Source organism: Rhodococcus sp. (in: high G+C Gram-positive bacteria), from assembly GCF_049286785.1.
Lineage (GTDB): Bacteria > Actinomycetota > Actinomycetes > Mycobacteriales > Mycobacteriaceae > Rhodococcus_F.
Genome location: NZ_JBAQEO010000094.1, coordinates 1 through 25577, shown reverse-complemented (window position 1 = coordinate 25577; position 25577 = coordinate 1). Strand labels below are relative to the sequence as shown.

At 67.2% G+C, this 25577-nt stretch carries 24 protein-coding genes; 14 read left to right on the top strand and 10 right to left on the bottom strand.

Translation table 11 applies throughout. The features are described from left to right. Positions 1–15 precede the first annotated feature (15 nt). Together kstR and otsB are read left to right on the top strand one after the other, a co-directional pair. On the top strand, positions 16–672 hold the full coding sequence (kstR, locus tag WAW17_RS03580) for a cholesterol catabolism transcriptional regulator KstR (RefSeq protein ID WP_422331638.1): 657 nt from the start codon (positions 16–18) through the stop codon (positions 670–672). A gap of 49 nt (positions 673–721) precedes the next feature. Then, positions 722–3262, top strand: a complete 2541-nt coding sequence (otsB, locus tag WAW17_RS03575; protein WP_422331637.1) for a trehalose-phosphatase — start codon at positions 722–724, stop codon at positions 3260–3262. A gap of 6 nt (positions 3263–3268) precedes the next feature. On the opposite strand, the gene WAW17_RS03570 is transcribed toward otsB, so the two are convergent. Further along, a complete protein-coding gene (locus WAW17_RS03570; protein WP_422331636.1) occupies positions 3269–4360 on the bottom strand; it encodes a LacI family DNA-binding transcriptional regulator in 1092 nt (363 codons plus the stop codon). 138 nt (positions 4361–4498) lie between these two features. Here WAW17_RS03570 and WAW17_RS03565 point away from each other — a divergent pair, with 138 nt between their 5' ends. The 5 genes from WAW17_RS03565 to WAW17_RS03545 all read left to right on the top strand — a co-directional run bounded on the left by WAW17_RS03565 (position 4499) and on the right by WAW17_RS03545 (position 11876). Then, complete coding sequence (locus WAW17_RS03565) at positions 4499–5446, top strand: metal ABC transporter solute-binding protein, Zn/Mn family (RefSeq protein ID WP_422331635.1); 948 nt, start codon at positions 4499–4501, stop codon at positions 5444–5446. A 13-nt stretch (positions 5447–5459) separates the two neighbouring features. After that, positions 5460–6338, top strand: a complete 879-nt coding sequence (locus WAW17_RS03560) for a metal ABC transporter ATP-binding protein (protein ID WP_422331634.1) — start codon at positions 5460–5462, stop codon at positions 6336–6338. After that, positions 6335–7234 (top strand): metal ABC transporter permease, encoded by a 900-nt coding sequence (locus tag WAW17_RS03555; RefSeq protein ID WP_422331633.1) that lies wholly within the window; start codon positions 6335–6337, stop codon positions 7232–7234. The genes WAW17_RS03560 and WAW17_RS03555 overlap by 4 nt, the downstream gene beginning before the upstream one ends. 34 nt (positions 7235–7268) lie before the next feature. After that, positions 7269–10919: a hydantoinase B/oxoprolinase family protein gene (locus WAW17_RS03550; protein ID WP_422331632.1), complete on the top strand. Its 3651-nt coding sequence runs from the start codon at positions 7269–7271 to the stop codon at positions 10917–10919. Between the two features lie 84 nt (positions 10920–11003). Continuing rightward, positions 11004–11876 carry a biotin-dependent carboxyltransferase family protein gene (locus tag WAW17_RS03545; RefSeq protein ID WP_422331631.1) on the top strand — a complete coding sequence of 291 codons (873 nt, stop codon included), beginning with the start codon at positions 11004–11006 and terminating at the stop codon, positions 11874–11876. A 9-nt stretch (positions 11877–11885) separates the two neighbouring features. On the opposite strand, the gene rlmB is transcribed toward WAW17_RS03545, so the two are convergent. From rlmB to carD, 5 genes are read right to left on the bottom strand one after another with little or no spacing between them, the layout of a single operon-like run. Beyond that, a complete protein-coding gene (rlmB, locus tag WAW17_RS03540) occupies positions 11886–12857 on the bottom strand; it encodes a 23S rRNA (guanosine(2251)-2'-O)-methyltransferase RlmB (RefSeq protein WP_422331630.1) in 972 nt (323 codons plus the stop codon). Beyond that, complete coding sequence (gene cysS / locus WAW17_RS03535; protein WP_422331629.1) at positions 12857–14251, bottom strand: cysteine--tRNA ligase; 1395 nt, start codon at positions 14249–14251, stop codon at positions 12857–12859. The genes rlmB and cysS overlap by 1 nt, the downstream gene beginning before the upstream one ends. Before the next feature lie 11 nt (positions 14252–14262). After that, complete coding sequence (gene ispF, locus WAW17_RS03530; protein ID WP_422331628.1) at positions 14263–14739, bottom strand: 2-C-methyl-D-erythritol 2,4-cyclodiphosphate synthase; 477 nt, start codon at positions 14737–14739, stop codon at positions 14263–14265. Beyond that, positions 14739–15419, bottom strand: a complete 681-nt coding sequence (ispD, locus tag WAW17_RS03525) for a 2-C-methyl-D-erythritol 4-phosphate cytidylyltransferase (protein WP_422331627.1) — start codon at positions 15417–15419, stop codon at positions 14739–14741. The genes ispF and ispD overlap by 1 nt, the downstream gene beginning before the upstream one ends. A gap of 17 nt (positions 15420–15436) precedes the next feature. After that, positions 15437–15925 carry an RNA polymerase-binding transcription factor CarD gene (carD, locus tag WAW17_RS03520; RefSeq protein WP_422331626.1) on the bottom strand — a complete coding sequence of 163 codons (489 nt, stop codon included), beginning with the start codon at positions 15923–15925 and terminating at the stop codon, positions 15437–15439. A 264-nt stretch (positions 15926–16189) separates the two neighbouring features. Between carD and WAW17_RS03515 the strand changes: the two genes are divergently transcribed. Further along, the gene (locus WAW17_RS03515) at positions 16190–16813 is read left to right on the top strand and encodes a hypothetical protein (protein ID WP_422331625.1); all 624 of its coding nucleotides are present in this window, start codon (positions 16190–16192) and stop codon (positions 16811–16813) included. A 44-nt stretch (positions 16814–16857) separates the two neighbouring features. Then, entirely contained in the window at positions 16858–18243 is a 1386-nt protein-coding gene (gene radA, locus WAW17_RS03510) for a DNA repair protein RadA (RefSeq protein ID WP_422331624.1), read from the top strand. 3 nt (positions 18244–18246) lie between these two features. On the opposite strand, the gene WAW17_RS03505 is transcribed toward radA, so the two are convergent. After that, positions 18247–18810, bottom strand: a complete 564-nt coding sequence (locus WAW17_RS03505) for a PaaI family thioesterase (RefSeq protein WP_422331623.1) — start codon at positions 18808–18810, stop codon at positions 18247–18249. Positions 18811–18896: 86 nt separating this feature from the next. Between WAW17_RS03505 and disA the strand changes: the two genes are divergently transcribed. Further along, positions 18897–19982, top strand: coding sequence for a DNA integrity scanning diadenylate cyclase DisA (disA, locus tag WAW17_RS03500; RefSeq protein WP_422331622.1), 1086 nt, complete (start codon positions 18897–18899; stop codon positions 19980–19982). A 10-nt stretch (positions 19983–19992) separates the two neighbouring features. On the opposite strand, the gene WAW17_RS03495 is transcribed toward disA, so the two are convergent. Together WAW17_RS03495 and WAW17_RS03490 are read right to left on the bottom strand one after the other, a co-directional pair. Next, entirely contained in the window at positions 19993–20748 is a 756-nt protein-coding gene (locus WAW17_RS03495) for a hypothetical protein (protein WP_422331621.1), read from the bottom strand. Positions 20749–20807: 59 nt separating this feature from the next. Beyond that, entirely contained in the window at positions 20808–21434 is a 627-nt protein-coding gene (locus WAW17_RS03490; RefSeq protein WP_422331620.1) for a carbonic anhydrase, read from the bottom strand. A 99-nt stretch (positions 21435–21533) separates the two neighbouring features. Between WAW17_RS03490 and WAW17_RS03485 the strand changes: the two genes are divergently transcribed. Further along, positions 21534–22412: an A/G-specific adenine glycosylase gene (locus WAW17_RS03485; protein WP_422331619.1), complete on the top strand. Its 879-nt coding sequence runs from the start codon at positions 21534–21536 to the stop codon at positions 22410–22412. Positions 22413–22427: 15 nt separating this feature from the next. On the opposite strand, the gene WAW17_RS03480 is transcribed toward WAW17_RS03485, so the two are convergent. Continuing rightward, entirely contained in the window at positions 22428–22634 is a 207-nt protein-coding gene (locus tag WAW17_RS03480; protein ID WP_422331618.1) for a hypothetical protein, read from the bottom strand. Between the two features lie 106 nt (positions 22635–22740). Between WAW17_RS03480 and WAW17_RS03475 the strand changes: the two genes are divergently transcribed. The 3 genes from WAW17_RS03475 (at position 22741) to WAW17_RS03465 (ending at position 25423) form a co-directional block, all read left to right on the top strand. Next, positions 22741–22920: a hypothetical protein gene (locus tag WAW17_RS03475; protein ID WP_422331617.1), complete on the top strand. Its 180-nt coding sequence runs from the start codon at positions 22741–22743 to the stop codon at positions 22918–22920. Between the two features lie 104 nt (positions 22921–23024). Next, positions 23025–24137, top strand: a complete 1113-nt coding sequence (locus tag WAW17_RS03470) for a PLP-dependent cysteine synthase family protein (protein ID WP_422331616.1) — start codon at positions 23025–23027, stop codon at positions 24135–24137. Next, complete coding sequence (locus WAW17_RS03465) at positions 24134–25423, top strand: MFS transporter (protein ID WP_422331615.1); 1290 nt, start codon at positions 24134–24136, stop codon at positions 25421–25423. Before WAW17_RS03470 ends, WAW17_RS03465 begins: the two co-directional genes overlap by 4 nt. Positions 25424–25577 lie beyond the last annotated feature (154 nt).

Here is a 25577-nt window from a genome sequence, read left to right as displayed (position 1 = left end):
CGAAGGAAAACAGGTATGACGACCAGCTCCCGATCTCGGTCCTCAGCCGTCGCTGCGGCGACGCTGGGCGACGACGATCTCAGTTCCAACGCGCAAAAAGAACGCCGTAAGCGGATCCTCGACGCCACCCTGGCCCTCGCCTCCAAGGGTGGATACGAAGCCGTCCAGATGCGCGCGGTCGCCGAACGCGCCGACGTGGCGGTAGGAACGCTGTACCGCTACTTCCCGTCCAAGGTGCACCTGCTGGTGTCTGCATTGGCCCGCGAGTTCGAGAAGATCGATTCGCGTGGAAAGAACCCACCCGGCCGCAATCCGCTCGAGCGGATGCAGCTGATCCTGAGCCAGATCACTCGTGCCATGCAGCGTGATCCGCTCCTGGCAGAGGCCATGACCCGGGCGTTCATGTTCGCCGACGCCTCCGCGGCGGCGGAGGTCGATCAGGTGGGCAAGCTGATGGACCGGTTGTTCGCACGCGCCATGACGGATACCGAGCCCACACCGGATCAGTTGGCCATCGCACGTGTCATCTCCGACGTCTGGTTGTCGAACCTGGTGGCCTGGCTCACACGGCGTTCATCCGCGACCGACGTGGCCAAGCGGCTCGAACTCACCGTCGAACTGCTGCTCGGCGACGGCAGCCGCAAGCCGGGCCATGAGGTGGAGTTCACCTAACCCCAGGGAAGGTGCGCTCGCCGGGCGGGCATCACCTAGATTTGAACCCGTGAGCGCCCAAGATCTGCCCATCGAACTCCGCCGCGCCCTGAGCCGAGTCGCACGTGAACCTCGACTGCTCGTTGCCTCCGACTACGACGGCACGATGGCTCCCATCGTTTCCGACCCCGAGAAGGCGCTGCCGCATGCGGAATCGGTGCGTGCACTCCGCGGACTGGCCGGGCTGGCGAGCACGACGGCGGCGGTGATCTCGGGGCGCGCTCTCAAAGACCTTGCCGCGCTGTCGCGACTACCGGCCGAGGTGCAGCTCGTCGGTAGCCACGGCTCGGAATTCGACATCGGGTTCATCCACGCGATCGACGCCGACGCCAGGAATCTGCTCGTCGCGATCACCGAGGAACTGCACCGCGTAGCGGCGCTGTATCCGGGGACGTCCGTGGAGGTCAAGCCGGCGAGCGCCGCCCTGCATATCCGCAACGCCGACGCCGACCACGGCGAGCGGGCACTGAATGCCGTCCGCGCCGACTCCGCGCAGTGGGTGGGCGTGCAGGTCACCGAGGGCAAGTCGGTGATCGAACTCGCGGTTGTCGCCACCGACAAGGGACACGCACTCGACCTCATCCGCCATCAGGAAGCCGCTACCGCCGCGGTCTTCGTCGGGGACGACGTCACCGACGAGAAGGCGTTCAGCCGTCTGCACGGTCCCGATGTGGGAGTGAAGGTGGGCCCCGGCGACAGCCTTGCCGAGTTCCGGGTGGACACCACCGAGCACGTGGCGGCCGCCCTTGCCTTCCTCCTCGACGAGCGCCGCACGTGGCTGTCCGGTGCGCACGCCCCGCCCATCGAGCGGCTCACCATGCTCGCGAGCCCGCGCACCGTGGCCCTGGTGACCCCGAAGGCGACACTGACCTGGTTGTGCCACCCCGAGCCCGACTCCGCCGCCGTCTTCGCTCATCTTCTCGGCGGCCGGGCGGCCGGGCATTTCAGTGTCGGCCCGCAGCGGAAAGCGCTGCCGCTGAGCCAGCGGTACATCGACAGCACCATGACCGTGCAGACGCGGTGGGCCAGCCTCGCCGTCACCGACTACCTGCCGCACGACGTCCGGGTCGGCCGCACCGACTTCACCCGGGTGATCAGCGGTCAGGCCGCCGCTGTTCTCACCTTCGCGCCCAGGCCGGAGTTCGGACAGGGCCAGGTGCAGCTCGAGGTAGTGCCCGAGGGGCTGCGCGTGCACGGCACCAACGAGCCGTATGTGCTCCGCGCGCCGGGTGTCGAATGGGACATCACGACGGACGGCAATCAGCAGACCGCCACCGCCGTCGTCGACCCATCGGACGGCGACATCGTCCTGGAATTGCGTTGCGGCACAGAGGATATCGAGCCTTCGGCGGTCCCGGAGCCGCAGCGACGCGCCGAAGCGGAATCGTACTGGTCCGACTGGACGAAGACCCTCACCCTGCCCACCCTCAAGCCCGATCTCATGAAGCGGTCCGCGCTGACGCTGCGGGGTCTCGTGCACGCCGACTCGGGTTCGATCATGGCGGCCGCCACCACCTCGCTGCCCGAGGAAGTCGGCGGCGTCCGTAACTGGGACTATCGCTACTGCTGGCTACGCGACGCGGCGCTGACCGCGTCCGCCCTCGTCAGCCTGGGATCGCTCGGCGAAGCCGAGGGCTACCTCAACTGGGTCCACGACGTTCTGGAGACGCTGCCCGGGCCCGAACGGCTGCACCCGCTCTACACACTGCACGGCGGCGGCCTTCCCCCGGAGGCCGTGATCGACTCGCTGCCCGGGTACGCCGGCTCACGTCCGGTCCGCATCGGCAATGCCGCCAACCAGCAAGTGCAGCTGGACGTGTTCGGGCCCATCGTGGAACTGATCTGCGATCTCACCCATGCCCGAGAGAAGCAGGGCATAACGCCGGCGCTCAGCGACCGCGACTGGGAATTGGTGTGCGCGATGGTCGAGGCCGTCGAGCGGCGCTGGTTCGAACCCGACCACGGTATCTGGGAGATCCGCGACAACCCTCGCCACCACGTGTACTCGAAGGTGATGGGCTGGGTCACCGTGGATCGCGCGGTGTCGCTGGCGAAGCACTTCGGCCGCGACATCGAACCGGGATGGACCACGTTGCGCGACGAGATCGCCGAAGAGGTCCGCGAAAAGGGCTGGAAGGACGAGATCCGCTCGTTCACCGCCGCCTACGACGGCACCGACCTCGACGCGGCCACCCTGCACATCGGGTTGTCGGGTCTGATCGAGCCGTCCGATGAGCGGTTCGCCGCCACCGTGACCGCCACCGAGGCGGAATTGCGCAGTGGTTCCACGGTGTACCGGTACCACCACGACGACGGCCTGCCCGGAACCGAGGGCGGCTTTCACCTCTGCGCGGCGTGGCTCGTGGAGGCGTACCTGCTGATCGGCCAGCGCTCGCAGGCGGAGGCCCTCTTCGCACAGCTGGTCGACGCCGCCGGTCCCACCGGACTTCTCAGCGAGGAATACGACCCCCTGGCGGAGCGCTCGCTGGGCAACCACCCGCAGGCCTACAGTCACCTGGGCCTGCTTCGGTGCGCCCAGCTCCTCGCGTAGGACGCCTCAGGACCGGCCGACCGGACCGGACGTCGAACCGCGCAGCAGTTCGGTCTCGAGCATTTCGACGGCGGGGACACCGGAGTGCGACGGCGACATCAGCAGTGCGCCGGCCCGGCGCCCTTTCTCCTCCTGGGGCTGCCGGACCGTGGTCAGGCCTTCACGCAACGCTTCGTCGATTCCGTCGAAGCCTGTGATCGTCACACGGCCGGGGACGTCGATGCCCTGCCGGCGCGCCCAGTCCAGGGCGCCGAGGGCCAGGACGTCGGTGGTACACACCAGCGCGGTGATCCGCGGATTCACCGCCAGCGCCTCGGCCGCTGCGGAATGACCCGAGATGCCGGAGTGCTCGAACCGTTCCACGACGGTCAGCGTCCGGGGATCGAGTCCCGCGTCGGCCATCGCGTCGCACACCCCGCCGATGCGCTCGCGCTGCACGTGGAAGCGCGGTGAGTGCAGCCGACGGGCATCGACCACCCCGTTCGAACGATCGCGCCCCAATCGCATGCTCAGCACACCGATGTCACGGTGGCCGAGTTCGATCAGATGGTCCGCCAGATTCCGCATGGCGCCGCGGTCGTCGATTCCCACGATCGAGACCCCGGAAATCTCCCGAGGCTGATCGCAGACGACCACGGGCAGGTGCCGCTCACAGACGGCCGCGAGATACGGATCGTCGTCGGCTACGGAATAGACCACGAATCCGTCGACGCCTGCCTGCTGAACCACCGCCGCAGCCTCGACGTCGTCTCGGCCCGGCCCGGCGGGGATGAGGAGCAGTCCCTGTCCGGCGGCTTCGCACGACTCCGCGAGGCCGGACAGGAAGCTCATCGCGGCGGGGTCCCGGAACGAGTAGCCGAGAGCCTCGGTGAGCAGGAGACCCACCGCGCCTGCCCTGCGCGTGCGCAGCGATCGAGCCACCGGGTCGGGTCCGGGATAGCCGCGGCGCTTGGCCGCCTCCAGCACCCGCTCACGTAGTTCGGTGGACAATTGGTCGGGCCGGTTGTAGGCGTTGGACACCGTCGTTCGCGAGACTTTGAGCTCGGCCGCGAGTGAGGCCAGTGTCGCCTGGCGACGAGGCTGTCGGGACCGGGGCATACGGGGGACGGTAGTACTTGTCGCGCCTCGAGGCGTGGGGGGCCAGCACCGAAAGTGCACTACCAGGCCCTATCCGCTAAAGTGCAACGGTAACGGTTTCCAATAGCATTTAGTTCTCGTCTCTGTCAGGAGTTTTCCGTGCGCGCTTCCCCGACCTTTCGCATCGCTGCCGCGGTAGCGGGATTCTCCGCCGCAGCGGCCCTCGGCCTCACCGCCTGCAGCTCCGACGCGGGCGGGGACGGCACCCTCACCGTTGTCGCGTCGACGAACGTGTGGGGCAGCGTCGCGCAGGCCGTCGCCGGAGACAAGATCGACGTGACCTCCATCATCACCGAGCCGTCCTCCGACCCGCACTCCTTCGAAGCCAGCCCTGCCGACGCCGCCGAGCTGACGGACGCCTCCCTCATCGTCTACAACGGTGGTGGATACGACCAGTTCGTCGACGACATCGTCGGCACCGGCAACGGCGAACAGCTCACCGTCAATGCCTTCGAACTCCACGGGAGCGGCGAGCGCGAAGAGGACACCGCCAACGGTGACGCACACGAGGGTCACTCACACGGAAGCGTGAACGAGCACGTCTGGTTCGACGTCCACACCGTGGAGGCCGTGGCGCAGGCAGTCGCGGACGAACTCGGCGACCTCGACCCCGAAAACGCCGATACCTACCGGGCCAACGCAGATACCTTCTCCGGTCGGCTCCAGCAGATCTCGGCCATCACCGACACCATCGCCGCGACGCATCGGGATGCCCCCGTCGCGCAGACCGAGCCCATCGCCTACTACCTCGTCCAGGCCGCCGGACTGCACGATGTGACACCCGAAGACTTCACCGATGCCATCGAGAACGGCAACGATCCCGCACCCGCCGCGATCGCCGCCACTCGGCAGCTGCTCACCGACAAGCAGGTCACCGCGCTCGTGTACAACGCCCAGACACAGGACAGGGTCACCCAGGACATCCGGGCCACAGCGGAGACGGCCGGCATCCCCGTCGTCGAGGTGACCGAGACCCTGCCCGAGGGGCTGGACTACATTCAATGGCAGACCGATACGGCCGAAGCGCTCGCCTCGGCGCTGCAATAGAACCGATCAACTTGTGACAGAACATACTTCGACAAACAGCGGAAGCGGCCGCGTCCCCGCAGTGCAACTGACGGGGGCGCGGCTGTCCTTCGGCGAGCGCACGCTCTGGCAAGACCTCGACCTCACTGTGGAACCCGGCGAATTCGTCGCCGTACTCGGGCCCAACGGTTCAGGCAAGACGTCGCTACTCAAAGTGCTTCTCGGCCAGCTCGCCCTCAGTGCGGGCACCGCGGAGATCGCAGGAATGCCTGCCCGCGCGGGCAATTCGCACGTCGGATACATCCCTCAGCAGAAATCGCTCGACGAGGGGCTACCACTGCGCGGCCGGGACCTCGTCGGTCTCGGCGTCGACGGGCACCAGTGGGGCACGGGCTTCCTGCGGCGCAAACGCAGGCGCGCCATCGTGGACGACGCGATCGCCCAGGTGGGCGCAGAAAGGTACGCCGACGCGCCCATCGGGTCGATGTCCGGCGGCGAACAGCAACGGCTCCGAATCGCGCAGGCACTCGTCGGTGACCCACAGGTCCTGCTGTGTGACGAGCCGCTGCTCAGCCTCGACCTGGCCAACCAGAGCCGCGTCTCGAGTCTCATCGACCGACGACGCCGCACCCACGACACCGCCGTGCTGTTCGTCACCCACGAGATCAATCCGATTCTGCCGTTGGTGGACCGGGTGCTGTATCTCGTCGACGGACAATTCCGCATCGGCACACCCGGAGACGTCATGACGTCGGAGGCGCTGTCCGAGTTGTACCGCACCGACGTCGAGGTGCTGAAGGTACGTGGCCGGCTCGTCGTGATCGGGAGCGGTGACGCCATCGACGCCCTCGGCAGCGCAGGCGGACTGCGCCCCGGTGAAGGCGTGCACCACACAGGCGAGGACCACGCATGAGCAACAAGTTCACCGACGCGATGTCCCGCATGTTCGACGTCTCGGCCACCCTCGACCTTCTGCAGTACGACTTCGTCCAGCAGGCGTTGATCGCCGGCGCCATCCTCGGGCTGTTGGCCGGCGCGATCGGCCCGCTGATCGTGAGCAGGCAGATGTCGTTCGCCGTGCACGGCACCAGCGAACTCTCCCTGACCGGTGCGTCGGCGGCCCTGCTCGTCGGTGTCAGTGTGGGGCTCGGCGCGATCGCCGGTTCGGTCGTCGCGGCGGTGCTGTTCGGCTTGTTGGGAGCGAAAGCCCGCGACCGGGATTCGGTGATCGGCGTGATCATGGCCTTCGGACTCGGCCTCTCCGTGCTGTTCATCTGGTCGTACGAAGGCCGGACCGGGACCAGTTTCTCCCTGCTGATCGGGCAGATCGTTGCACCGGGCAGCACCGGTCTCCAACTGCTGCTGCTCTGCGCGGTGGTGGTGATCGGAGTCCTCGTCGCGATCTATCGTCCACTGCTGTTCGCGAGCACCGATCCCGACGTCGCCGTGGCCCGCGGCGTTCCGGTGCGTGCGCTGTCGATCGTGTTCGCCGTGCTGGTCGGCGTCACCGCCGCTCTCGGTGTGCAGATCGTGGGGGCACTGCTGGTGATGGCCCTGCTCATCACCCCGGCCGCGGCCGCCGCCTACGTCACCGCGAGCCCGCTGAAGGCAACGATCCTGGCGATCGTGTTCGCGGAACTCTCCGCCGTCGGCGGCATCCTGCTGTCCCTCGCACCCGGCATACCCGTATCGAGTTTCGTCACCACGATCTCCTTCGTGATCTACCTGATCTGCCGGTTGACCGGATCGACGAGACGAAAGAACGCGGGCCGGATCACCGTCCCGGCAACCACACGACCGACTGCCTAGGATTGACGCCGATCACTCGGACAAGGGAGAACTGGTGGCTGGTGTGGGCTGGGAATTCTGGGTAGACCGCGGCGGCACCTTCACCGACGTCGTCGGTCGCCGACCCGACGGCACGCTCGTCACCCACAAGTTGCTGTCCGAGAACCCGTCCCGCTATTCCGACGCCGCCGTCGCCGGAATCCGGGCCCTGCTCGGCCTCGCCGCAGACGAGGCGGTAACCGCCGATCAGGTGAGGCAGGTGCGGATGGGCACCACCGTGGCCACGAACGCCTTGCTCGAACGCGCCGGAGCACGCACGGTCCTGGTCATCACCAAGGGGTTCGGTGATGCCCTGCGCATCGGCTACCAGAATCGGCCCCGCATCTTCGATCGGCACATCGTCCTTCCCGAACTGCTGTACGAGCGGGTGATCGAGGTCGACGAACGCATCGCCGCCGACGGCACCGTTCTGCGCACACCCGATCTCGATCGGCTGGCCACCGAGTTGCGGCGCGTGCACGAAGACGGCATCGACGCACTCGCGGTCGTGTGCATGCACAGCCACCTGTACCCCGAGCACGAAGCGGCCGTCGGTGAGCTCGCGCAGGAGATCGGGTTCTCGCAGATCTCCCTGTCGAGCGTGGCGAGCCCGCTCATGAAGCTGGTTCCTCGCGGCGACACGGCCGTCGTCGACGCCTACCTCTCCCCCGTCCTGCGCCGCTACGTCGACCAGGTGGCACAGCAACTGCCGGGCGTGCCGCTGATGTTCATGCAGTCCAACGGCGGGCTCGCCGAGGCCGGTCACTTCCGGGGCAAGGATGCGATCCTGTCCGGCCCGGCAGGCGGCATCGTCGGCATGGTGCGGATGTCGCAGCTGGCGGGTTTCGACAAGGTGATCGGCTTCGACATGGGCGGCACCTCCACCGACGTGTCCCACTTCGCCGGCGAGTTCGAGCGGGTATTCGACACCCAGGTGGCGGGGGTCCGGTTGCGGGCGCCGATGCTCGACATCCATACCGTGGCCGCCGGCGGCGGCTCGATCCTCCACTTCGACGGCAGCCGGTACCGAGTGGGTCCGGACTCGGCCGGCGCAGACCCCGGACCCGCCTGCTATCGGGGCGGTGGGCCGCTGGCCGTCACGGACGCCAACGTCATGCTCGGCCGCATCCAGCCCGAGCACTTTCCCCACGTATTCGGCGCGGACAACGACCGACCGCTCGACCGCGACGTCGTGCGGGGCGGGTTCGCCGAGTTGGCCGCCGAGATCCGCCGCTCCACCGACGACGACCGCACGCCCGAGCAGGTGGCCGAGGGCTTCCTGCAGATCGCGGTGGCGAACATGGCCAACGCTGTCAAGCACATCTCGGTCCAGAAGGGCCACGACGTCACCGAATACGCACTGACCACCTTCGGCGGCGCCGGCGGTCAGCACGCCTGCGCGGTCGCCGAGTCGCTCGGCATCCGGACCGTGCTCGTCCCGCCGATGGCCGGCGTCCTGTCGGCGCTCGGCATGGGGTTGGCAGACACCACTGCCATGCGCGAGCAATCGGTGGTCACACCGCTCGAGCCTGCTCACATGCGCCGGCTGGCCGAGGTGGCCGAAACCCTGGAATCTGCCGCCCGCGCCGAACTGCTCGACGAGGGGATCGCGGCCGAGCGGATCCGGATGTCGCGTCATGCGCACCTGCGTTACGACGGCACGGACACCACCGTTCCGGTTGCCCTCACCGATCTGGACGTCATGGTCGCGCAGTTCGAGGAGATTCACCTCAGGACGTACTCGTTCCTGATGGAACGCACACTGATCGTCGACGCGGTCGCGGTGGAGGCAACCGGTCTCACCGATCAGCCGGACCTGTCCGGCGTCGGCGCACCGACAGCGGCCGGCACGCCGACGGAGCCGCTCGCCACACCGAAGGCTATCGACACGGTGCGGATGTACGCCCGTGGAACCTGGCACGAGACACCGCTGTACGAGCGGGAACTGATGCGACCGGGCGACACCGTCACCGGTCCCGCGATTCTCACGGAGGCCAACTCCACCACCGTCGTCGACCACGGCTGGCAGGGCACGCTCACGACAGCCGGACACATCCTGCTCCAACGGGTCACAGCCTCCGGAGATGCGAAGGTCGGCACCGAAGCGGATCCGGTCATGCTCGAGATCTTCAACAATCTGTTCATGTCGATCGCCGAACAGATGGGGGCGGCCCTCGAATCGACAGCGCAGTCGGTCAACATCAAGGAACGGCTCGACTTCTCCTGTGCCCTTTTCGATCCCGACGGAAACCTGATCGCCAATGCCCCGCACATCCCCGTGCACCTCGGCTCGATGGGCGCAAGCGTGAAGGAAGTGGTCCGCCGCCGTGACGGGTCGATGCGTCGCGGAGACGTCTACGCCGTCAACGACCCGTACCACGGCGGAACACATCTTCCCGACATCACCGTCATCACACCGGTGTTCGGCGAGTATGGAAACCAGATCCTGTTCTACGTCGCATCCCGCGGTCACCATGCCGAGATCGGCGGGCTCACCCCCGGGTCGATGCCGGCGATCAGCCGGGAAATACGCGAAGAAGGCGTCCTGTTCGACAACTGGCTACTCGTCGAGGACGGGCGGTTCCGGGAATCCGAGACGCTGCGGTTGCTGACGGACGCGCCCTACCCGTCACGGAATCCGGACACCAACCTCGCCGACCTGCGCGCCCAGATCGCCGCCAACAACAAGGGAGTCGCCGAGGTCGGGAAGATGATCGACCACTTCGGCCTCGACGTCGTGGAAGCCTACATGCGGCACGTGCAGGACAATGCGGAAGAATCCGTCCGCCGGGTGCTCGACGTCCTCGACGAGGGCTCGTACCGATACGAGATGGACTCGGGGGCGGTGATTGCCGTGAAGATCACGGTTGATCGCGAGAACCGTTCGGCAACAATCGACTTCGGTGGCACCTCGCCACAGCTCGACTCGAATTTCAATGCACCGTCGTCGGTGGCGACAGCCGCCGTGCTGTACGTCTTCCGTACCCTCGTCGCGGACGACATCCCTCTCAACGACGGCTGTCTTCGTCCATTGCACGTCATCATCCCCGAGGGCTCGATGCTCGCGCCCACTTATCCGGCCGCGGTGGTCGCCGGCAATGTGGAGACCTCGCAGGCGGTGACCGGTGCGCTGTTCGCCGCCCTCGCTGTGCAGGCCGAAGGATCCGGGACGATGAACAACGTCACGTTCGGAAACGAACGGCACCAGCACTACGAGACGCTCGGTTCCGGCTCGGGGGCGGGCGACGGCTTCGACGGAGTGTCGGTGGTACAGACGCACATGACCAACTCCCGGCTCACCGATCCCGAGGTGCTCGAATGGCGCCTCCCGGTTCTTCTCGAGGACTTCTCGATCCGGCGCGGCAGCGGCGGGGACGGCCGCTGGCGGGGCGGCGACGGCGCGACTCGGCGACTGCGGTTCCAGGAACCGATGACGGTGAGCACCCTGTCCGGACATCGGCGCGTGCCGCCCTACGGAATGGCCGGCGGCTCCCCCGGCGGCCTGGGCAGCAACCGCGTCGAGCGCGTCGACGGCACCACCCACCACATGAACGCTTGTGACTCGGTGGACGTTCGACCCGGTGACGTCTTGGTCATCGAGACGCCGGGCGGCGGCGGATACGGCCCGGTAAATCCGCCGAATGCGACATCGGTCCATTCTGACTAGACGACTGTGACATCGGTTCAGCGAACCTGGGCGAACAGGGCCGAACCAGCGGTCCCGGTGGCGGCAGTGCGAGACAATCGGACGATGGCTTGGCTCGAGATCGTGCGCAGCGGACCACTTACGACTGTTCAGGACCGAGGACGTCCCGGACACGCATCCGAGGGCGTCGGCGAGTCCGGTGCCGCCGACCGCGTTGCCCACGACTGCGCCAATCGTCTGGTGGGCAACCAGCCCGGGGCCGCGACACTCGAGATCACCTTGGGAGGATTCGCCGCCCGCGCAGTCGGGGCGCTGTCCGTGGCCGTCACCGGCGCCCGGGTGCCCCTCACCGCCAACGGGCAGGCAGTGCCCGACTACACGATGCTGCACCTCGAGGCGGGAGACCTGATCGAGATGGGTTTCCCCACCGAGGGTGTACGCACCTACCTGGGCGTGCGCGGCGGCATCGACATGCCGGTCGTGATGGGCAGCCGGTCGACCGACACCCTGACCGGGATCGGTCCGGAGCCTGTCAAGGAAGGCGACGAAATTCTGGTGAACGCCGAGGCGGCCGACTGGCCCGCGGACGAGTTCGCTCCCCCTCCCACGCCCCCCGACGACCCGTTCGAGATGGAGGTGCGACTGGGCCCGCAGGACAGGTGGTTCACACCCGCATCCGTGCACGCCCTCCTCCACGAAACGTGGACGGTGAGCCCGGACACCAACCGAGTGGGCGCGCGACTCCTGGGCCCGGGACCACTGCACCGCGCCATCGGCGGGGAACACACGAGCGACGGGATCGTGCCGGGCGCGATCGAGGTGACGTCGGAAGGGCAGCCGATCCTGTTCCTCGCGGATCACCCGGTGACGGGCGACTACCCGGTGATCGCCGTCATCTCCCCGGCGGCGGTTTCTGCGGTAGCCCAATTACGACCCGGGCACCGCGTCCGCTTCCACCGAAGGGTTCGCGCCGGCTGACTGCGGTGACTAGCTGCGCCGGCGGCGGGCGATATCCGCCAGCACGACACCGGCTGCGACGGAGGCGTTCAATGACTCCACCGGTCCGGCCATCGGAATGCTGAGGATGGCGTCGCAGTTCTCACGCACCAGACGCGAGAGACCCTTCCCTTCCGACCCGACCACGATCACCACCGGACCGCTGCCGTCGAACTCGTCGAGCGTGGTGTCACCCTCCGCATCGAGGCCTACGACCTGAACACCCTTGGAGGCCCAATCCTTCAGTGTGCGAGTGAGATTGGTTGCGCGTGCGATCGGCAGCCGCGCGGCGGCACCGGCACTCGTCCGCCACGCCACCGCGGTGACCGAAGCGCTGCGCCGCTCGGGGATGACCACACCGTGTCCACCGAACGCAGCCACCGAACGCACGACAGCGCCGAGGTTGCGGGGGTCGGTGATGTTGTCGAGAGCCACCAGCAGCGGCGCCTCCTGATGCTTGCGCGCTTCGGCAATGAGATCATCGGGGTGCGCGTACCGGTACGGCGGCACCTGCAGCGCGATGCCCTGGTGCATGCCGTTGGCGCTGAGCCGATCGAGATCGGTACGGGGAACCTCGAGAATCGAGATACCCGCGTCGGCTGCTCGCTGCACGGACTCCGTCAGACGATCGTCGGTATCGGTGCCGACCGCGACGTACAGCGCTGTTGCCGGAACACCGGCACGCAAGCACTCGACGACGGGATTGCGCCCGAGCACTGTTTCGGGACCGTCGAGGACCTTGCGGCCCCCGGTCTGCCGACCACGCCCCTGCTGTTGCTTCTCCGCTTCTCGCGTGGCACGCGCAGCCCGCTTGGCCGCCGGATGCTTCGTGCGAGCCTCGGCAGGCGGCGTGGCACCGCGGCCTTCCAGCCCTCTGCGGCGATTCCCGCCGGAACCTGCGACCTGCCCCTTCTTGGTACCGACCTTGCGGACCGCTCCGCGCCTGCTCGAATTTCCAGCCATTACTGTCCTGCCTTGAGAGACCACTCGGGCCCATTGGGGGTATCGGTTACCTCTATGCCCGCCCGGATCAACCGGTCACGCACTTCGTCGGCCACCGCCCAGTTCTTCTCGGCGCGGGCAACCTGCCTGCGCTCGAGTTCGGCCCGGACCAGAACGTCCAGAGCCTCGTTTGCCGCGGACGCATCCGCGGTCTCCTGAATCCAGTGCGGATCCAGCGGGTCGACACCGAGAATCTTCAGCATCGCCCGCACCTGCGACGCGATCTCGCGTGCAGTATCGAATTCACCCGCCTCGAGCGCGATGTTGCCCTCACGCACCCTGCCGTGCACCTCGGCGAGCGCCGCAGGCACTGCGAGATCGTCGTCCAACGCGTGAGCGAAAGCTTCGGTCCACTGCCCGACGGTGACCTCACCGGCCCGCTCCCGGGTCCGGTGAATGAACGACTCGATCCGACGGAAGGCCGCCGCACCCTCGTCGAGTGCGGTGTCGGAGTACTCGAGCATGGACCGATAGTGAGCACTGCCGAGGTAGTACCGCAGCTCCTGCGGGCGGACCCTCTTCAACACGTTCGGGACCGACAGCACATTGCCCAGCGACTTCGACATCTTCTCACCACCCATGGTGACCCAGCCATTGTGCAGCCAATACCGGGCGAACCCGTCACCCGCTCCCTTGGCCTGCGCGATCTCGTTCTCATGGTGAGGGAACACCAGGTCCAGTCCACCGCAGTGGATGTCGAACGACGCCCCCAGATAGAACTCGGCCATCGCCGAGCACTCGAGGTGCCAGCCCGGGCGGCCGCGACCCCACGGTGTGGGCCACGAAGGTTCGCCCGGCTTCTCCGCCTTCCACAACGTGAAGTCGCGAGGATCTCGTTTGCACTCACCGGCACTCTCGCCCTGATGGACATCGTCGAGTTTGTGCCCGGACAGGCTGCCGTATTCGGGATAGCTGCGGACATCGAAGTAGACGTCACCGCCGGCGGAATACGCATGACCGTTGTCGATGAGCCGCTGCATCATCTCGACCATCTGGGTGACGTGCCCGGTGGCGCGCGGCTCGATGGACGGCGGCAGCACACCCAATTGCTGATACGCCCAGGCGAAGGAACGCTCGAACGTCGAAGCCCACTCCCACCACGGACGCGCGGCCTCGGCAGCCTTGTTCAGAATCTTGTCGTCGATGTCGGTGACGTTACGGACGAACGCGACGTCGAAGTCGTGCGCGAGCAACCAGCGCCTCAGCACGTCGAACGCGACGCCGCTGCGCACGTGACCGATATGGGGTTCACCCTGAACGGTGGCACCACACAAATACACCGACGCATGTCCAGGGGCCAGCGGAACGAAGTCGCGCACGGCCCGCGTCTCGGTGTCGAACAGGCGCAGGGTCACGACCAGCCATCCTACCTGGCGCTATGACCGGCGATGACCAACGCGGTGGCCATCGCGGCGATCCCCTCGCCTCGGCCGGTCAATCCGAGCCCGTCCGTGGTGGTCGCGGACACCGAAACCGGTGCGCCCAGAATGTCGCTCAAGACTTTTTGCGCTTCGGCGCGCCTCGGCCCGATCTTCGGACGGTTACCGATCACCTGGACTGCGGCATTGACCACACCGAAATCTTCTTCCTCCAGGAGGCGACGTACCTCGGCGAGCATGGCGGCGCCGCTCACACCCGACCACTCGGGCCTGCCGGTCCCGAAGACGGACCCGAGATCACCCAGCCCCGCTGCGGAGAGCAGGGCGTCGCACAGCGCATGTACGGCCACATCACCGTCCGAATGACCTGCGCAGCCGTCTTCACCCTCGAAGAGCAGACCGGCCATCCAGCACGGCCGGCCGGTTTCGATCGGATGGACATCGGTTCCGATTCCGACCCGCACTAGCCCGCTCCCTCTTCGACCAGTGCGCGGGCCAGCACGAGGTCCAGCGGCGTGGTGATCTTGAATGCTGTGGGTTCTCCGACGATGCTCCGAACCCGCTCGCCGAGTCGTTCGACCAGACCGGAGTCGTCGGTGGCGACGCCGTCCGCGTCGGCATAAGCCCGCCGGAGCAGCTCCGCGGTGAAACCCTGCGGCGTCTGTACGGCTCGCAGTTCGGAGCGTTCGGGTGTCCCGGTGACGGCACCGAGCACGTCGACGGTCTTGATGGTGTCCGATACCGGCAGGACGGGAATCACCGCATTGCGCCCGGCGCGAAGCTCTGCCACAACCCTCGCGATCAGCGACGGCGGCGTGAGCGCCCGGGCAGCATCGTGTACCAGCACGTACTCGGCGTCCTCCACAGCAGCGAGCCCGGCTCGCACCGAATCGGTACGTTCGCTGCCACCCGCTACCACTGTCACGGTGTCCGGGAGCAGGGTCCGCGTGGAACCCACGAGTTCTTCCGGCACGATGACGACGACGCGGTCGACGGCCTCCGACCGGAGAAGCCCGTCGACCGCGCGTTGAAGCATGGTCGTCCCGCCGAGTTCAACGAACGCCTTGGGCGTATTTTCGCCCAAGCGCACTCCCTGACCAGCGGCGGGAACCAGCGCGACTACAGGACCAGAATGCTCGGCCACTGTGAATTCGCGACTGTCTAGGACGCGGCCGCGAGGACCTCGTCGAGAATGGTGTTAGCTTTGTCGTTGTCTGTGCCCTCGGCCAGAGCGAGCTCGCCGACGAGAATCTGACGCGCCTTTGCAAGCATGCGCTTCTCACCGGCAGACAATCCACGATCCTGCTCACGGCGCCACAGGTCACGAACGACCTCGGCGACCTTGTTGACGTCACCGGACGCCAGCTTTTCGAGATTCGCCTTGTAACGGCGAGACCAGTTGGTGGGTTCCTCCGTGTGCGGAGCCCGCAATACCTGGAAGACCTTGTCGAGGCCTTCCTGACCGACTACGTCACGTACGCCTACATACTCGGCATTGTCTGCGGGAACCCGAACGGTGAGATCGCCCTGAGCAACCTTGAGAACGAGGTATTCCTTCTGCTCACCCTTGATGGTGCGGGTTTCAATTGCTTCGATCAACGCCGCACCGTGATGGGGGTATACGACGGTGTCTCCGACCTTAAAAATCATCTGTCCCGTGCCCCTTTCGATCTTACGAGTTTAACACGTGACCGGATGTTGGTCGCATCAACGGTGCAGGTCAGGGGCACGGTTGCCTGACCGCAGGGGTTGACAGGGCCCCCGATACGTGCATTCCGGAGGGCCGAAACAGCCCGTCCCGCAGCACCGAAACCGCACGCAGACAACCATTGTGAGTACCCAGCGAGCACGCCGCGCGAGCCAACTACTACTCTCCCTAGTGGAGTGTGACACTGACGCCATGGAGGACAACTCGTGACTGCTTTCGACAAGTCGACTCGCCGAGTCGCTACCGCTGTCGCTCTCGCCGCCGGCGCAGCCCTCACGCTGTCCGCATGCGGTTCGGGCCAGATCACCCAGACCTCGTCTCAGGTCGCTGCCGTCAACGGCAACACCGCAGACCTCGGGGACCTGGCACTGCGCAACGTGCACGTGGTGTACCCCAACTCCGAGGAGTACAGCATCGAGCCCGGCGGCAACGCCGTCCTCGCCTTCACCGTCATAAACGACAGTGAGGCGACCCCCGACAAGCTGACGAAGATCAGCACGGACTTCGCGAAGTCCGTGAAGATCGGCGAGTCGGCCGGCGGGTTGGAGATCAAACCCCAAACCTCCCTTACTGCAGGCACTCCGGAGCAGGACGCCGCCGCAACCGGTGAAGCCCGCGAGGAGAAGGACAAGCCGGCCGACGCCCCCACCGACGTCGCACTGGTGGTCCTGAACGACCTCGAGGAAGGCGTCCGCCCAGGGCTCACCTTCCCCGTCACCTTCACGTTCGCGAAGGCCGGAGACGTCACCGTGCAGGTCCCCGTCGACGCCGGTCACGAGACCGAGCGCCACGTGTCCGACAAGTCCCCGGTCGAGGGCAGCGGACACTAGTCCGCGCCGCGGGCCCTGTCGGACCCGCTCCCTAGGCTGACCGGGTGGCCAAACCGAAGTCCAACTTCCGCTGTTCCTCATGTCAGTGCACCGTCCCCAAGTGGGTGGGACGGTGCCCCGACTGCGGTAGCTGGGGTTCGATGGACGAGGCCCCCGTGCTGGCATCCATCCCCAGCCGTCCGGGTGCGTCTCTCGCGAAAGCCGGAACGGGCGCGGTACTTCCCTCCACGCCCGCAACCCCGATCACCCAGATAGACAGCACGTCGACCAAGGCCAAGCCGACGGGAATCGGCGAACTCGACCGCGTGCTCGGCGGTGGCGTCGTACCCGGTTCCGTCGTGCTCCTCGCCGGTGAACCCGGAGTCGGCAAGTCCACCCTGCTCCTCGAGGTCGTCCACCAGTGGGCGCGGCGGGGCCCCGACGACCGGTCTCTGTACGTCACGGGCGAGGAATCGGCCGGTCAGGTACGGCTGCGTGCCGATCGGACCGGGGCAGTTCACGAACGTGTGTATCTCGCTGCCGAATCGGATCTCGCGACCGTGCTCGGGCACGTGGAGCAGGTGCGTCCGACGTTGCTGATCGTGGACTCGGTGCAGACCATGCTCGCGGCCGATGTCGACGGGGTTGTCGGCGGCGTCACCCAGGTGAGGGCGGTCACCAGCGCCCTCACCTCGCTCGCCAAGGCCAGCGGTGTGCCTGTGTTGCTCATCGGTCACGTCACCAAGGACGGCGCAGTGGCCGGACCGCGGTCGCTCGAGCACCTCGTGGACGTGGTCCTGCACTTCGAAGGTGACAAGCACTCCACCCTCCGGATGGTGCGCGGTGTGAAGAACCGATTCGGCGCCGCCGACGAGGTCGGGTGTTTCGAACTCCGTGAAGACGGCATCGCCGGCATCAGCGACCCGTCCGGGTTGTTCCTGCATCACCGCGGGGAGGCGGTACCGGGAACCGCGGTCACAGTCATGATGGACGGCAAACGGCCGCTGCTGGGGGAGGTCCAGGCGCTCGTGGCAGCCACCTCCATGCCGGCGCCGAGACGGGCCGTGAGCGGTCTCGACAGCGCCCGCGTAGCCATGGTCCTCGCCGTGCTCGACCGGCGTTGCGGAGTCCCCATCGCGAAGAACGACGTCTACGCGGCCACCGTCGGCGGAATGCGCATGACAGAACCCTCGGCCGACCTCGCACTGGCGCTCGCGGTGGCCTCGGCGGTGAAGGACAAACCCGTCCCGGACGGACTCGTGATCTTGGGCGAGGTGGGTCTGGCCGGGGAGGTCCGGCGGGTACCCGGTGTGGGCCGTCGCCTCGCCGAGGCCGCACGGCTCGGCTTCACCAAGGCATTGGTGCCGCTGGACTCCGGGGCGGCACCGCCCGGAATGAAGGTCACCGAGGTGGGGAATCTCGGGTCCGCGATCGCGGCCCTGCGCGTCTGATTCTCAGATGGACGACGTTCCGGTGGGCGAGTCGGGGACGCCGTCCACAAATGCGTTGGTCTTCACGAAATGCTCCGCGGTCACGGTGAGGAACAGGCCGCGGGAGGTAGCCACCACGACGTCCGGGTCGGCGCCCGGTCCTGCCACGATCCGGGCCTCCGCACTCGTGTAGACCTTGCGCCGGACCATGCCGTCGATATGAGCGTGGAATTCCAGGATCGACCCGAGTGGAATGGGCCGCGCGAAATCGATCTCGAGATGACCCGTCACGACGGGACCGTCGGTCGCGGCCCGGCAGGCCATCCCCTGCGCCTCGTCGAACGCCGCCGACAGGATGCCGCCGTGGATCACGCCGGGGCCACCCTGATAGCGCTTGGCCACCTCCATCCGGCACCACGCGTCGAGACCGTCCCCCGCGGTGAAGGCCATCGCCATGCCGTCGGGCGACTGTTCGCCGCACCCGAAGCACCGATTCCAGTGCTGCGGCAACGGCTGACCTGCAGCGGGGAAGGAATCGACCGGCTTCGGCAGGGTCAGGTCGTCGGGCAACGTCCAGGTACTACTCATGGCTAGGTAATCTAAACGCGGGTCCGAACCGAATTTCACCACGGTCCCCCAGGAAGTGACTTCTACCTCAGCGGGAGTATTGCGCGATGAACGATGCCGTGTCGTCGTCTGCACTGCGCGAGACGATTGCCCGGCTGGCTCCCGGCACCGCTCTGCGCGACGGTCTGGAGCGCATTCTGCGCGGTCGAACGGGCGCGTTGATCGTTCTCGGCTACGACGAGCAGATGGAAGAGATCTGCGACGGCGGGTTCGTCCTCGACGTCGAGTTCGCCCCCACCCGCCTGCGGGAACTGTCGAAGATGGACGGCGCCGTGGTCCTGTCCACCGACGGCTCACGGATCGTGCGTGCCAACGTCCAACTGGTTCCCGACCACACGATTCCCACCGTCGAGTCCGGCACGCGGCACCGCGCCGCCGAGCGGACCGCGATGCAGACCGGGTATCCCGTGGTGTCGGTCAGCCAGTCGATGAGCATCGTCAGCGTCTACGTCGGCGGCATTCGGCACGTGATCGACGGATCGGCCACCATCCTGTCGCGCGCCAATCAGGCAGTCGCCACACTCGAGCGGTACAAGGCCAGGCTCGACGGGGTGACGCGGCAGCTCTCCGTGGTGGAAATCGAGGACTTCGTCACGCTACGCGACGCCCTGACCGTGGTGCAACGACTCGAAATGGTGCGCCGGGTGTCGGTCGAGATCGAGCAGGACGTCCTCGAGCTCGGCACCGACGGCCGCCAGCTCGCACTTCAGCTCGAAGAACTCGTCGGTGACAACGACGAGTCGCGGGAACTCATCGTCCGCGACTACCTCGCCGGGGTCGGTCCGGCCGCCGCGGTCGATGTCGAGAAGACACTCACCGCCCTCGACAGGATCACCGACGCCGACCTGCTCGACCTCACCGTACTGGCGCGGGCTTTCGGATATCCCGGCACCATCGAGGCGCTGGAAGCACCGATGAATCCCCGCGGCTACCGCGTGCTGACGCGCGTGCCCCGACTTCAGTTCGGTCAGATCCACCGACTCATCGGCTCGTTCGGCAACCTGCAGTCGCTGCTCGCGGCCACCGCATCCGATCTGCAGTCGGTGGAGGGCATCGGCGGGCTGTGGGCCCGCCACATTCGCGAGGGGTTGTCGCGGCTGGCCGAGACGTCGATCTCCGGCCCCTACGACTGAGCCCGGTAAATCAGGCGAGGTTGAACGGTTCGGGGGCGCTGCGGAGCTGGCCCAGCTGGCCCACCACCGTGTACGCGCCCGGCCCCACCGGATCCCGCCGCGGTTCCGGCTGGGTGAGACAATCCGGTGCCGAGGTCCTGGCCGACCACTTGACGGTGAACTGGGCCTGCTGGCCCGGAGCGAGGTTGCGCACATCGGGTGCGGACTGCGGGAAGCAGTCGATGTTGGACCATAGCCGCCCGCTGCCGTCAATGGTGTAGACGAGAACCTGCTGGAGGCTGCTCCCGAGATCGCGCTCGCAGGCGACCGTGCCGATGTTGGTGATCACCGTGGTGAAACTCGGCTCTTCGCCTGCCGCATACGTCGGCTTGTCGGCGGCCACCTTGATGGCCAGCGACTGATCCGGGCACTGCCCCGCCGCGACCGGCTGACCGCTCGCTGTCGTTGTGCTCGACCCTGCACCGCTCGATGACGAACCCTTTTCGCCCGAGGTATCACCGGCCGCTGCAGCGCCGCCGCCACCGCTGCCACCGGAACCGCTACCTCCACCGGCCGACGACGAACCCGAGGCCGTGGACGAAATGGACACGGGTGTGGTCAATGACGAACTGGCGGCGGCCGCTTCGGACTCTGGTGAGTCGTCCCCACCCGCGATCGAGCTGATCAGCCACACCAGCAGCAGCAACACGACGACGACACAGCCGATCGCCAGCGCTCGGCGGCGCCAGTAGATTTCGGGCGGCAACGGTCCATTCGGTTCCAGCACGAAGTCAACGGTAGTTCGCGGCTGTGCGGCAAGCGCTCAGCGGGTACGGCGTGTCGCGGTCAGTCGCCGAGCTCACCGATCTCCCCGACCGCTCCCTGCAGGTGCATATGACCGTCGGACAGCTTGTAGGTGACACCGGCGATGGCGCACGCACCCCGCTCGACGCGTTCCGCGATGATGCGCGACCGCTGCATCAGTAGCGATCCCGTCTCCACCACGTGACGGCCCTCGAGCTCGTCGACAGTGGTCAGACCCTCCCGACGGCCCATCAGGATCGAGGGCGCGACCCGCTCGACGACGCTGCGGATGAACCCGTTCGGCACCTCGCCCTTGTCGAGCGCGTCGAGGGTTGCCTTCACTGCGCCGCAACCGTCGTGTCCGAGGACGACGATGAGAGGTACATCGAGGATTTCCACCGCGTACTCGATGGAACCGAGGACGGAATCGTCGAGCACGTGGCCTGCCGTCCGCACGACGAACATGTCACCGAGACCTTGATCGAAGATGATCTCGGCAGCCACACGAGAGTCACCGCATCCGAACAGCACCGCGGTGGGGTGCTGCTCGTTGACGAGTTTGGCACGATCGGCGATTCCCTGACTCGGGTGCAGAGAGACTCCGTTGACGAAGCGCTCGTTACCCTGACGTAGGGACTTCCACGCAGAAATCGGGTTCGAGTTGGGCATAGGGCTATTGTGCACCCGGCTTGTTACGCCGAGCAGGCGGGAGCGTGACGGCAACGGAACATCCGGTTCGCAACAGAGCGAAAGGACGTGTGAGGAAAAGTGTCGGTAGATCCGTCTGCGCTGATCAGATGGTATGACGCCGAGGCGCGCGATCTGCCGTGGCGACGCGAGGGCGTGAGCGCGTGGCACATCCTCATGAGCGAGATCATGCTCCAGCAGACCCCGGTGGTCCGGGTCGCTCCCCTCTGGGAGGAATGGGTGCAGCGCTGGCCCGTGCCGTCACTCATGGCGGCATCGAGCCAGGCCGACGTCCTGCGGGCCTGGGGCAAGCTCGGCTATCCCCGTCGGGCGCTGAGGCTTCACCAGTGTGCCGGGGTGCTCGCCGACGAGCACGGTGACATCGTGCCGAGCGATGTCGACGCACTTCTCGCCCTTCCTGGAATCGGCGCCTATACGGCTCGCGCAGTCGCCTGCTTCGCATACGGACAACGCGTGCCCGTCGTCGACACCAACGTTCGACGCGTCGTCGCCCGCGCCGTCCACGGCAACGCCGAGCCGGGAAATCCGTCGACCACACGGGACCTCGCGGATGTCTCGGAACTGCTGCCCCGGACCCGTCCACGAGCCGCAACGTTCTCGGCCGCGCTGATGGAACTCGGAGCCACCGTGTGCACCGCACGGTCACCGGAGTGTTCGAGATGCCCCCTGCCCCGCTGCGCCTGGGTGGAAGCCGGCCGCCCCGCACATACGGGTGAGCGGCGCAAGGTGCAGAAGTTTGCCGGCACCGACCGTCAGGTGCGAGGTCGGCTGATGGCTGTGCTCCGCGGCAGTTCAGCCCCCGTCGAACGCGTGCATCTCGATCAGGTCTGGCTCAGCGATCCGGGACAGCGGGACCGCGCCCTCCACTCACTCCTGGTCGACGGTCTGGTGGAACAGACCGACGACGGCCTCTTCGCCCTCGCCGGCGAAGGCAGCTGACGCTCTCGCAGCACGTCACCCCACACCCCCGGCATCCCTTGCGACTTGGACCAACGCCCAGGTCACGGCTGCTACAGTCGAGAAGTTGTGACGGCTCTTGCGATACGCCTCCCGCGTATGCGGACGGTAGTTGCGGTCGCCGCTGCCCTCTATCTGCTGGCGCACACGATCGCCCAATGTGGCATCTCTCTGGCCCACGATCATCAGAGCGAAGACGTTCATATTTCCTCCTCGTCGGGGCTGCCGGCAGAGGAGCAGACTCCCGGGCACGCCGCACATCGACAACGGGTCGACCCATGTGGCCCACGAGGCTCACAGCGTCGTAGCGATGCCCCGCTCGGACAATCCGCTCCGCCCGCTGACCGTCGGCGCGGTCGCGGCGATGGCTATGGCCGTGGTGCTGGTGCTGATGTCGGCGCCGCGAACTCCGCGGGCTCCGCCGGATCTGCCCATTCCCATCCGGCACGGCCGGACCGTTTTGAACGAACTCTGTATCAACAGGTGTTGAGCAGCAGCCCGCAGGCCAACCGGGGACTTCCTCCTCGTGGCCCTCGTCGTGCTGCCCATCACTCATGCACTGCATAGCCGCAGTCGGATACAGGGATTATCTCCATGAACAGTGCTGTTCCCTCCGCCCTCGCCCCACCGTCGTCGACCCCTCTGCCGATCACCGCCACCCGCTGCCCGCAACCGAGCACCATGGTCGGCAACACCCCCGTCCTGTGGATCGGTGAGCCGTTCGCCGAGGCCGGGCGGGGCTTCTGGGCGAAACTCGAAGGCTCCAACCCGGGGGGGATGAAAGACCGTCCCGCCCTGCACATGGTCGAAAGGGCCAAGGCCCGTCGTGACCTCGCCCCCGGCGCGATGATCATCGAATCCACCAGCGGCACCCTCGGCCTGGGCTTGGCCTTGGCCGGGATCACCCACCACCATCCCGTCACCCTCGTCACCGACCCCGGCCTAGAGCCGATCGTGCACCGGATGCTCGCCGCCTACGGCGCCACCGTCGAACTGGTCAACGACCCGCACCCGACCGGCGGCTGGCAACAGGCCCGCCGGGACAAGGTCCGCGAACTTCTGACCGCGCACCCCGGCTCGTGGTGCCCGGATCAATACACCAACCCGGACAACGTCGAGGCGTACGAGTCCCTCGCCCTGGAACTGATCGCCCAGGTCGGCCGGGTAGACACACTGGTCTGCTCGGTGGGCACCGGCGGGCACTCCGCCGGGGTGGCCCGGGTGCTGCGCCGGTTCTGCCCGGAACTCAAACTGGTCGGCGTCGACACCGTCGGCTCGACGATCTTCGGGCAACCCGCCAGTACCCGGCTCATGCGCGGGCTGGGCTCGAGCATCTATCCCGACAACGTCGACTACCCCGCCTTCGACGAGGTGCACTGGGTGGCCCCGCCCGAAGCGGTCTGGTCCTGCCGCACCCTGGCCGCCACCCATCACGCCAGCGGCGGGTGGAGCGTGGGGGCGGTGGCACTGGCGGCCGGGTGGATCGCCCGCACCAGCGCCCCGGAGACCCGGGTCGCGGCCATTTTCCCCGACGGCCCGCAGCGCTACTTCGACACCGTCTACAACGACGACTACTGCGCCGCGCACGGCCTGCTGAACGCGAACCCACCGACCGAACCGGCGACCATCGACCACCCGACCGACCACGTCGTGAAGTCCTGGACCCGGTGCGCCACCGTGGTCGATCCCACAGAGAGCGTTTCATGAAGAACCTTTTGACCCAGTTCCGCAGCTTCGACCGGCCCAGCCGGGTCCTGATGGTCAACCAGTTCTCCATCAACGTGGGTTTCTACATGCTGATGCCGTATCTGGCCGGGTACCTGGCAGGCCCACTGGGCCTGGCGGCGTGGGCGGTCGGGCTGGTCCTGGGCATGCGGAACTTTTCCCAGCAGGGGATGTTCCTGGTGGGCGGCACCCTCGCCGACCGGCTCGGGTACAAACCCCTGATTGTCGCCGGCTGCCTGCTGCGGGTCGCCGGTTTCGTGCTACTCGCGGCCGTGGAATCACTGCCGGCGATCCTGCTCGCCTCGGTCGCCACCGGGTTCGCCGGTGCATTGTTCAACCCCGCCGTGCGGGCGTATCTGGCCGCCGACGCAGGGCCACGGCGGGTTGAGGCGTTCGCGGTCTTCAACGTGTTCTACCAGGCCGGGATCTTGCTGGGCCCCCTGATCGGGCTCGCCCTGACCACCCTCGATTTCCGGGTCACCTCGCTGGCGGCGGCCGCGGTCTTCGCCGTGCTGACGATCGTGCAGATCTGGGCGCTGCCCGCGCATCGGGCCGAGACGGCCGCGGCCAAGACGTCGGTGCTCGAGGATTGGCGTGTGGTGGTGGCCAACCGGCCCTTCGTGTTGTTCGCTCTGGCGATGATCGGGTCCTATGTGCTCTCGTTCCAGATCTATCTGGCGCTGCCGCTGCAGGCCGCGGTGGTGGTCGGTGACGACCGGTCCGACACCGCCCTGGTGACCTCGCTGTTCGTGGTGTCGGGGATGGTGGCGATCGCTGGGCAGTTGCGGATCACGTCCTGGTTCTCCCGCAGGTGGGGTTCGGGGCGAAGCTTGGTCGCCGGCATGGCGATCATGGCGCTGGCCTTCCTTCCGCTGATGGTGCTGCCCAGTCCGGCCGCGCTGGGAGGGTGGGCCGCCGCGGGCGCGCTGGTGTTGACCGCTGCACTGTTGGCCGTCGGCACCGCGGCGGTGTTTCCGTTCGAGATGGACACGGTCGTCGCCCTCTCCGGTAGCAGGCTCGTAGCTACCCATTACGGCTTCTACAACACGGTGGTCGGGATCGGCATTCTGCTCGGCAATCTCGGCACCGGCGCTGTGTTCGGGATCCTCAGCGACGCACAGTTGGGTGCCCTGATCTGGGTGGCCCTGACCGTCGTCGGGGCGGTATGTGTAGCCGCGCTGTATCTGCTCGACCGCTCCGCCCGACTCTCGCCTCCCCCGGCCGGGGCGATGCTGTCCGAGGAGGATCAGGTACCGGCCGGCAGCTAGGCTGCCAGGTCCGCGAGCTGGTCGGGGTTCGGCAAGCTCCCCCGCGCCCGCGGTGCTGTCACATACTTCCCCCGCACCCGGATCGACCTTGTTCCCATCCCACTACCGGAGGCCGAGCAGTCGCTCAGTTCAACCCGCCCAGGAGCTCTTCCAC

Bases quoted from the DNA above. Each gene is read 5' to 3' on its own strand.
- kstR (WP_422331638.1), top strand. From the start codon at position 16: ATGACGACCAGCTCCCGATCTCGGTCCTCAGCCGTCGCTGCGGCGACG.
- WAW17_RS03570 (WP_422331636.1), bottom strand. From the start codon at position 4,360: ATGCCCCGGTCCCGACAGCCTCGTCGCCAGGCGACACTGGCCTCACTC.
- WAW17_RS03555 (WP_422331633.1), top strand. From the start codon at position 6,335: ATGAGCAACAAGTTCACCGACGCGATGTCCCGCATGTTCGACGTCTCG.
- WAW17_RS03545 (WP_422331631.1), top strand. From the start codon at position 11,004: ATGGCTTGGCTCGAGATCGTGCGCAGCGGACCACTTACGACTGTTCAG.
- rlmB (WP_422331630.1), bottom strand. From the start codon at position 12,857: ATGGCTGGAAATTCGAGCAGGCGCGGAGCGGTCCGCAAGGTCGGTACC.
- carD (WP_422331626.1), bottom strand. From the start codon at position 15,925: ATGATTTTTAAGGTCGGAGACACCGTCGTATACCCCCATCACGGTGCG.
- WAW17_RS03505 (WP_422331623.1), bottom strand. From the start codon at position 18,810: ATGAGTAGTACCTGGACGTTGCCCGACGACCTGACCCTGCCGAAGCCG.
- disA (WP_422331622.1), top strand. From the start codon at position 18,897: ATGAACGATGCCGTGTCGTCGTCTGCACTGCGCGAGACGATTGCCCGG.
- WAW17_RS03490 (WP_422331620.1), bottom strand. From the start codon at position 21,434: ATGCCCAACTCGAACCCGATTTCTGCGTGGAAGTCCCTACGTCAGGGT.
- WAW17_RS03480 (WP_422331618.1), bottom strand. From the start codon at position 22,634: ATGAACGTCTTCGCTCTGATGATCGTGGGCCAGAGAGATGCCACATTG.
- WAW17_RS03475 (WP_422331617.1), top strand. From the start codon at position 22,741: ATGCCCCGCTCGGACAATCCGCTCCGCCCGCTGACCGTCGGCGCGGTC.
- WAW17_RS03470 (WP_422331616.1), top strand. From the start codon at position 23,025: ATGAACAGTGCTGTTCCCTCCGCCCTCGCCCCACCGTCGTCGACCCCT.
- WAW17_RS03465 (WP_422331615.1), top strand. From the start codon at position 24,134: ATGAAGAACCTTTTGACCCAGTTCCGCAGCTTCGACCGGCCCAGCCGG.